Origin of the sequence: uncultured Ruminococcus sp. (genome assembly GCF_934476685.1) — a bacterium.
In the GTDB taxonomy this organism is placed as follows: Bacteria; Bacillota; Clostridia; order Oscillospirales; family Ruminococcaceae; genus Hominimerdicola.
Genome location: NZ_CAKSNX010000030.1, coordinates 1 through 6,313, shown reverse-complemented (window position 1 = coordinate 6,313; position 6,313 = coordinate 1). Strand labels below are relative to the sequence as shown.

Below are 6,313 nucleotides of genomic sequence, written 5' to 3'. Positions count from 1 at the left end.
AACAGGAAACACTTGCTGCATCATGCTGCCTTTCCGTATCAACCGTAAAACGTGTTTTAAGACGTCTTGTAAATATGAGTATAATCACTCACAGCTATAGAAAAAATAACGCTGCGGGCTATTTGGGGACAACTCATTACAGCCTACAGCGTTTTTCTTTGGTGCGTGATTATTTTAATCTTCCTAAAAATATTTTTAGCAAATGTCTTTCGCCAAAATTGTTCTACGTTTACGCATTATTCCACAAGCTCAAATGCAATGATATCGCACGTTTCTATCAAAGCTATAACGATCTGTCGCATATGACAAAGATAAAACGCAGCGAACTATGCAGCTGTATTAATCAGCTCATAGACCTTAAGCTTATCCGCAAGCAGCTCAAACGTACACGTCAAGGTGATTATACTGATAATACATATTTTGTGATCGTATATCAGCAGGGGAAATTGAGCAAAAAAAAGAGAGCGCCCCGCTCCTACTCAAAGGGTCAAGGCACTCACAAAAAAACAAATAGTAATTCCTACATACTTATATTATCATATAAAGGACCTATTGTCAAGGAGTTCACAAAAAAATTTTTGAAGCGGAAAAAGCATTCTAAAAATTTTTCGATAAAAGGTGGGGGATAAAATGAGCTGTCATATCTTAACCCACTAGATATATATCTAAGAGAAAAAGAAAAGATAATATTTTTCTTAAGTATGTGATATTATCTATATAAGTATATATATGTGCCTAAAAAGCCTTCTTTTCTCTCAGATAAGACAATTCAGAAATTTATTATTCTCAGGAGGTATAAAACTATGAACAATTCAGTGTTTCCACGCACATATTTACAGGAATTCCGGGCTAAGCATAATTTAAGTCAGCAGCAAATTGCTGATGTTATCGGAATACAGCGTGCTAACTATGCCAGGATCGAACTCGGAACTTACAATGGCAGCATATCTACTACAAAGCTAACGATGATGTTTTGTGTATTCAAGGAAATATATAATCTATCTGATGATGATATTCGTGATCTGCTGTACTGTGAATATTCTTATCAGCTCAAATTTATACCTGAACGAAAAAGGTATCTTGCCGAACGTGCTTTCTTCGAGAGTGAAGAACAGAAAAAAATCACTGCGAACAAGAAACGTGAGAGATCCAGGAAAACAAATGCTGAGAGATTTGAAAAGAAACAGGCTGCAAAAGCCGATGTACTGCCTGAATCAACATACACAGAATACAGAAAAATTGAGAAAATCGTAACTCAATATTCCTCTAAACGAAAAATAGATATAAACATATTCCTTGACAAAGTACTTGGACTGGGAGCAGAATATCCATATAATTTTGATGAATTATCTGAGGAACAGATAATGAAACTCATTAACTCTATGGATCTTGGCTTTAAGTTGTGGTATGTTCGTCAAATGCATATTTTACAAGGCAGGATGTTATTGATCGCACAGGTGTTACTAACGACTCTATTTATCGTTGTGAAAAAGGTGATATGTCATATAACTGCCACAGAAAGTACAATGCTGTCCTCATAGAGTTTTTCAAAAAGGATCTTCGTGAGATATTCGGATATTATGTTGATTGATCAGATTTTCTGTCTATAGACAGATTTTTGATTAAGATACCTCACCTGTTTTCTTATGGCTTCAATTTTCGGTTCCATTTCAACTTTTGCATATGTGTTTGCGGTAGTTTTTATATCCTTATGACCGAGCATTTTACTCACTACGGATATATCAACTCCTGCAGACAATAGATCAGTCGCATAATTATGACGAAGTTTATGAAATAGTATCCCACAGTTTTGAAGTCCTTCCGCTTTAAGCATATCACGCAGACTGTCATACAAAGTTTTATAGTCTGTTATATTGCCATAAAAATTCGGGAAAACAAGATTAAGGTTATCCTTGCTTTCTATCCGTTTTCTCCACTTTGTATTTTCAGGCAAATCCCGATAAATAAGCCAGCTGCGCAGGATATCGGTAACCTGTCCGCATACTGGCAGATCTCGTATTGACATTACTGTTTTTGTGTCGGTAAGATGTACTCCCCTTTTCACATAATTTCCGGGTGTAAGTTCTATATATCTGTCAGCAACGGCACGTCTGATATGTATAATATTATTATCAAAGTCGATGTCTGTCCAATACAGACCGAGAAGTTCCCCTATTCGCATACCCGTTAGAAGAAGTATTGGTATAACAGTATTAAATCGTGGATACTTTTCTATTACACAAAGCAGTCTTTTAAGATCATCTTTATCCATGAGCCTATCCGTTGGTTGCGGAATATTTCCTTTAGGACGTTTAAAGCCAAATTCCATTGGATTGTATGGTATGTATCTTTTGTATACGGCTTTTTGCATAACGTTTTTCACAAGAATATATATTTCCTTGATATATTTGTCACTGTACATTTCCCCATTTTCTTTAAATCGACAGAACGTGAAGAATCGGTTTATAGCAATATCGTCGATATTTTCAACGTATTTCCCATCAAAGTACTTATATATCTTCTGAGCCATTCTCTGCTCCCATACGGCAGTTTTCAATGACTTAAAGGCATTCTTCCTTTCTTCCAAAACTAAGTCCAATAATTCGTTAAACTCGTGCATCAATAAATCTTCTCCTTAAATTTTTTCTCCCCTTTTCAAATATTATATCAGAAATATTGATTTTATGCAAATATTTTTTTGTAATATGAGAAGTCTGTCTATAGACAGAAAGTTGACACACTAAAAACAAACTGCTATAATATAAATAACAACTGAAAGGAGGAACAGTCAATGTATTATACACTTATGCACAAGGATATACCTGTTTTTGATTTTGAATCAGAGGACAACAAGCTTTACGCTCTGTATATCGATTATGCAATAAATGAGCTGCACGTTCCCCTTCCTATTGAGGTCGATGATACTGTTGTAAACCGTTCACACTTTAACGACTGGCTTTCTGACAGGCGTATTCCTGCAAGCCGTGACAAGCTGCAAAGTGGTCTTGAAAAGCTGAGAGCAGCAGCAGGTGGAGATCGCATTGCAACAGATACATTACTAAAAAACAGTCTTGCTCTTTCTCTTTCAGATCAGTACTGGGTCCGTCCTAAAGACAGCTCTCTGACCTGGAATGATGTGAATTTCTTTAACAACGATTTTTCCGATGATGTAGGAGCTGCCCTTTTTGATATTGACATTCAAACTCACAATGCGGATCTTATGTCCCCTGTTAACAGTTCCGACGGAGTGTTACGAAAAAAGTGGAAGATAATAAACAATGAACGATATCTTATAAAGTCAGGCACAGAGCCTTATCTCCAAGAGGTGTTTAATGAGAAGATCGCTTCCCTTATATGCCACACTCTCAACATTCAAGGCTATACCGACTATGATATTATTTTCAGCAATAACAAACCTGCAAGCATTTGCAAGTGCTTTATTGATAGCAGCACAGAACTTATCACCGCAAATGACATACTTGAACATTTCCTGCCTAACACAAGAATTTCACCATATGAGCATTACATCAAATGCTGTGAAAGACTTGGTGCTGACACTGGTGAACTTATTAAAAGTCTTGATGATATACTCACTGTGGACTATATTATGGGCAACACAGACAGGCACTTAAGAAATTTCGGACTTATCCGAAATGCCGATGACCTTTCTATCCATTCTGCTGCACCTATATTCGATACAGGAGCAGCTTTGGGACACAATCTTCTTTCTTCTGATATTGCAAAGCTCAATGATATTGATGCAAAACCTTTTGGCAAGACACACGATGAGCAGATCAGACTTATCAAAGGACCTGAACGTTACGATATATCAAAGCTGTATACAATACAAAATGATGTAAAAGAGATACTTTGTACAGGAAACTATTTGCCTAATGAACGTATCTCCGCTGTACTCGACTTGCTTGAGAACAGAATAAAACGTTTTGATAAAGCTCTATGCAAAAAGTATACATCGGGTATAAATTTTGATACTTTGGATATAACTAATGGTAGTATCAAGAGAGAATGAAAAAAGTCTGTCTATAGACAGAGATATAGATTTAAAATCATTTTATGCATCTGTTTTCTTTTGATGACAGGTGCTTTTTTGTTGGTATAATTTTATACATATTATTGCCATAGAATTTATTTACTATGTAAATTGAATTTATTTGATAAAAATGTTATAATACTTGTAAAATAGTATCATTCATGTTTGTAATAATTATTAAAGAAAGTTATTTGAAGAAAAATATAGAAAGGAAGTAATTATGGAATTTAAACGTTTATTTTCGGGATTAACAGCATTTGTTACTACTTTTGCTTTGGTTGCAACACCATTGTGGGATAATATAAGTGATTTATTTCCAGGCACTAAAATACAAACCTCTGCTTATAGCACAGATGATTACTACTCTTATAAGGAAAACTACATAGAGAATTATACAACATATGACTATCTTGTTAATCAAATGAGATTACCATATAGAGATTTTGTTGAAACTATAAAAAATGATACTACTTTTCAAAAAGAATTGGCTGCATGGAAGCTTGTAACAATAACTCCTGATTCTGCAATTAGTGATGTAACACAATCTTATCAGTACAAATATTATGAAGCTATTATTATGGATATTCTTGTTAGGAATGTGCAGGAAGAGTCATTTATAAGCTCGATTAATTCTTTTTATGATTCAATACATGTTTCTACATGGAAAAAATACGTTAACTCAAATAGTAAGTTTTTAGAATCTACTCCTATTACATCTGATAATGCTGCGGATATACTTTCAGAAATGAAAGATCTTAATTGCTTTGGAAAGGCTCTGGAGAAAGTTGATAAAATTGGCGATATCATTGAATATGCAACTGATGTTAATGATTTGATTGATAAACTTTGCAAAATTGAGATAATGTCTAATCTTTCTGAAGGTTATGCAGATGTATTATCTAGTATGTCGGAAAAATGCACCGACAATGTTCAGCTGAAAGCTGCTATTGATAATGTAAGTCTTATTTTTAGAGAAGATTTGACATCACAGCAAGTGAAAGATATTTTTACTATAAAAGCTGGCGGTGACGTTTTATATAGAGAGTTTATGAAAGGTATAAAAAAGTCTGTTATTGAATCATTAGGTATAACAGGTGTAGCCATTGATCTTGCTCAATCAGCCGGAATAGTAGTTGCAAATTCATGGTTTGGAACTACGGATATGATTAATGATTATTATCAGATGAGCGCTCTGTATGAGATTGAGGATCTGCTTAGAGATACTCTTAAATCTTCACAACGAGATAAGTTTTGTGCTGCATTCAGTATGTATGAAAATATATGCTATCTTGGCTGTGATTACTCTAAAAAATATGTGGGCGTTATTTACAATGATGCTCTTGTCGGAAAATTATTTGCATGGGCAACGAATCAGAACTATGAAGAATATGCAGCTCAGATTGATAACATAAAAGAAAAACTTTCTGGAATGTTCGATATGATAAATGTTGGTGCAGATTCTTGGTACATTATCGATTCTAAAAATAGGGAAAACATTACTTTTATAAATCCGGATTACAAGATCGTTGAGTATTCGGATAAGCAGTATGAAGAAAAATGCAACGAGGTAAAAGCTGAAGCATATAGTGGTTATGGCGGTAATAATGGCTATGATCTTACTCTCTCAGATGATTTAGTAATTAATAATGATTTTAAAGTTACAGGCGGAGTAATTGATCTTAACGGACATACACTTACTGTAAAAGGCGATCTAAATCATTCAGCGGGTCAAATAATAATAAATGACGGAAAGTTAGTGGTAAATGGCGATTATAATGGATTTAAAAAGACTACAGATAAGTATGGTGATGTAACCATATCTGATGGCGGACATATATCCATGATTGGAAAAAATGATTATGTGTTGGTCAACGGAAACTTTAATATCAAATATGATTATTATGATTATGGTAATTCAACACTTAAGTATGGAATTATAGAATTAAAAAAAGATTTTGTCTTAATGAGCGAAAGTTCCTTTTATACTTTGAATAATAATAAGATAATATTTTCAGGAACAGACAAGCAGAAAATCATATCAGAAAATAATCAACGTATTGAATTTGCAAATGTTGAATTTCAGAATAGTAATATCGAGATCAATGATAATTTTTATTTTGGCTGGAATAAACTGCTTGCAGATACAACCATAGATGGAAATTTAAATCTTAATGTATCTACTTTGGATCTTAACGGACATACACTTACTGTAAAAGGCGATCTAAATCATTCAGCGGGTCAAATAATAATAAATGACGGAAA

General features: G+C 34.0%; 4 protein-coding genes and 1 pseudogene. 4 read left to right on the top strand and 1 reads right to left on the bottom strand.

Annotated features, from left to right (window positions below):
• Together Q0E19_RS11520 and Q0E19_RS11515 are read left to right on the top strand one after the other, a co-directional pair.
• On the top strand, positions 1 to 629 hold a 629-nt coding region (locus Q0E19_RS11520), incomplete at its 5' end, for a hypothetical protein (protein ID WP_294409673.1).
• Positions 630 to 803: 174 nt separating this feature from the next.
• A complete protein-coding gene (locus Q0E19_RS11515) occupies positions 804 to 1,541 on the top strand; it encodes a helix-turn-helix transcriptional regulator (protein ID WP_294409672.1) in 738 nt (245 codons plus the stop codon).
• Between the two features lie 50 nt (positions 1,542 to 1,591).
• Here Q0E19_RS11515 and Q0E19_RS11510 read toward each other — a convergent pair whose 3' ends face one another.
• Positions 1,592 to 2,587, bottom strand: coding sequence for a site-specific integrase (locus tag Q0E19_RS11510; protein ID WP_294409671.1), 996 nt, complete (start codon positions 2,585 to 2,587; stop codon positions 1,592 to 1,594).
• Between the two features lie 204 nt (positions 2,588 to 2,791).
• Here Q0E19_RS11510 and Q0E19_RS11505 point away from each other — a divergent pair, with 204 nt between their 5' ends.
• Both Q0E19_RS11505 and Q0E19_RS11500 read left to right on the top strand, forming a co-directional pair.
• Entirely contained in the window at positions 2,792 to 4,030 is a 1,239-nt protein-coding gene (locus Q0E19_RS11505) for an excisionase (RefSeq protein ID WP_294409670.1), read from the top strand.
• A gap of 241 nt (positions 4,031 to 4,271) precedes the next feature.
• Positions 4,272 to 6,313, top strand: a pseudogene (locus tag Q0E19_RS11500) (hypothetical protein); the annotation flags it as partial.

Coding starts and splice junctions, on each gene's coding strand:
- Q0E19_RS11515 (WP_294409672.1), top strand. CDS start 804: ATGAACAATTCAGTGTTTCCACGCACATATTTACAGGAATTCCGGGCT.
- Q0E19_RS11505 (WP_294409670.1), top strand. CDS start 2,792: ATGTATTATACACTTATGCACAAGGATATACCTGTTTTTGATTTTGAA.